Genomic DNA, 2,949 nt, shown 5'->3' with positions numbered 1-2,949 from the left:
CGTTGTCTGGTTGTTTCTATTTATTAGTATAAGTTCCCTAGATATAGCTCTACTATTTTCGTTTTTTGAAAAACCTAAAACCATACAATTAAATCATCAAATTACTACTATTCAAGAGCTTATTTTACTGATAAAATACTTACCGACAATGATCGCTTATAGGCGAAAGTTATTAATCGATACATTACCATTTATAAATTATGTCAAGCTTCCCCCAATCACGTTGTTATGGATAAGAAATCTGGTGATGCGCTCTTATGCTCCTAAGATACATATCGGCGAAAAAAGCATAGTCGTGCCATGGTTAGAGGATCCAGATTTGACATACATAGGTGATCAGGTCGTGATTGGTAGTGAATGCAGTATCGTCGCTCATGCTCTTAACATATCTAACGGACAACTGAAATATACATCAGAGCCGATTGTTATTGGAAACTACAGTACCATCGGTGGAAATAGCCGAATTGGAATAGGGGTCAAAATTGACGAGGGAGGTATTGTAGAAGCAGGAAGCAATGTGCTGCCATACACGCGCATTGGACGTGGGGAAGTCTGGGGTGGCAATCCGGCAGTTTTGATCCGAAAACGACATGAATATTCGGATAGTCCAGAAGTACAGTCTTCAGTTCAGCAGATAAATCAATCTGAATTAAATGCCATAATTGCTAATGCTATTCATTTGCCCCCAGAAGAAATCACGGATGAGCTAGATAGCTATAACTGTATGGCATGGGACTCCCTAGCCAAAATGGCAATTGCTGCTTCATTGTACGATCGTTTTGCAATTCGCGTTCCCCCCAGGGAAATCTTCAAACTGGATTCCCGAAAATCCATTGAGGAGCTAATTTTCGCCCATACCAATAATGACCTTCCAGATAGTTCGGTGGCTGAATCACCCCCTGATGGAAATACCAACGCAATACCTGCCAACCCAGAACTTCTTCCCCTTTATCCTCCAGAAACAGTAACTCAGGCTCTTGCCCGTCTTTCTCAAGAGGAAGTAGTGCAAGCGCAAGCCAAAAAAACCATTGTTGTCGCGGCGACTTTTACTGTACAACCTTTAGGTTCGACTTTGGAACTTTGGTGCCGAGCTTTCCAAATGCCATTTTCTGTAGAATTCGCTGAATTCAACCAATTGGAGCAAACTCTTCTTTCTCCCAATAGCGATTTTATTAATAACCAAAACGGGTTAAATGTGGTGCTTACTCGTCCAGAGGATTTGATCTCTGACGGAGATCCTGATGGAATGATTAGAGCTGGTCAACTACTGGAAGCAATCATTAGTTATGCCTCAAGGAAAAAAGGTCTGATTGTTTCAAATTTACCCCCAGTAGTTTCGCCATTTTTTCAAGGAAAAGACCTGCAGGTGGAGAAACTGCGCCTTTGGTGGCAGGAGCAACTAGAAAAAATAGAAGGTATCCATATCTTAGACTTCAAGAGCGTTGTTGAGGAAGTTGGACGACAGAATGCCAGTGATGCCTCATTGGAGGTGATAGCTCGCGCTCCCTATTCACAGACTGTGTATCAGAAACTCGGAATTGCAATTACACGTTTGGTTCGTAGCATATTCCTTCCGGCGAAAAAAGTTCTAGCACTTGACTGCGATAATACCTTATGGGGAGGTGTAGTCGGCGAAGATGGCATTGATGGTTTAGCATTGAGCAACGACTATCCGGGTCGTAGTTTTCGTCTTTTTCAGGAAATGGTTCTAGATTTGAAAAAAGGCGGTGTTTTGCTAGTGCTGGTGAGCAAAAATGAGGAAGCGGATGTCTGGAATGTATTTGAAAACCATCCTGAAATGATACTTCGCCGAGGAGATATTGCTGGTCATCGAATTAACTGGCAGAAGAAATCAGCTAATTTGCAGGAACTAGCTAAAGAATTAAACTTAGGCTTGGATTCTTTTGTGTTTATGGATGATTCACCGGTCGAGCGTCTTGAGGTGGAGACTAATACTCCAGAGGTAACCGTTGTTCCCATGCCAAAGGATCCGGCATATTATGCTGAAACTCTATCAAAGCTCTGGTGTTTTGATGCCCGTAGTCTTACTGCCGAAGATACGATCCGAACACAATTGATGGTTCAGGAGCAACAGCGTCGAGACTTTCAGCAAAGCGTAAGCAACCTTGAGAATTATCTAGAATCCTTAGAATTGGTTGCCGAAATTCGCTTGGCGGAGGAAAGAGATTTGCCACGGGTAGCACAACTGACCCAGAAAACCAATCAGTTTAACTTGTCTTTAATTCGCCGTTCTTTGCCCGAAATTCAAGAGATTCAAAAATCTTCATCTATTTTGGTACTGAGTCTTAAAGACCGCTTTGGTGATTATGGTTTGGTTGGTGTAGGGATTCTCAAACCGGAAAACGGATCTTTGCTTCTAGATACTTTTCTAATGAGTTGTCGTGCTCTAGGACGTGGAGTAGAAGAAGCATTTTTATACACAATGTTTGATTTTGCTACTCAGAAGGATTTGAAGAGGATTCTTGCTCCTTTCCATTCAGGTCCACGGAATGAGCAAGTAAAGACTTTTCTTTTGAACATGGGTTTTGAGCAAAAGCAATCAGACCTTCTAGAAGCTGAGGTGGCAAACTCTCCTAAGAAGCCTGGGCATGTAAAGATGCTGGTTAATGTCTTAGTCTGAATTATCCTTGCAGCTGTGAGCAGTAAAAATTGTTTCCAGTAGGTGATCACAATTCAGCCGTCGGAAGAACGCCCATGCTTCGGAAGCAATGCAGCGGAGTCTTGGGGAGGCAGTGCCATCATGCGGGGTTCTCCCCCACTCGCCCTTTGCATGGCTGACAGGTGCGGAAGCAAGTTCCCCACACAGACCCATGCGCCACTCGCTATTGCATCAAGACCATGTAAACAGCTAATGTTATGTAAGCCTGGTCAAAAAAGCTTAAGTAGAGACGTTATTATAACGTCTCTACTTGCTTTATTGACCAGGCA

At 42.9% G+C, this 2,949-nt stretch carries 1 protein-coding gene; it reads left to right on the top strand.

What is annotated here, in order from left to right:
- The first annotated feature begins 247 nt into the window (after positions 1-247).
- Positions 248-2,641, top strand: coding sequence for an HAD-IIIC family phosphatase (locus tag F6K51_RS35815; protein WP_229415561.1), 2,394 nt, complete (start codon positions 248-250; stop codon positions 2,639-2,641).
- Positions 2,642-2,949 lie beyond the last annotated feature (308 nt).

Source organism: Moorena sp. SIO3I8 (assembly GCF_010692325.1).
GTDB lineage: Bacteria > Cyanobacteriota > Cyanobacteriia > Cyanobacteriales > Coleofasciculaceae > Moorena.
Note: the sequence above shows the minus strand (reverse complement) of the source record. Positions and strands in the feature narration are given on the sequence as shown.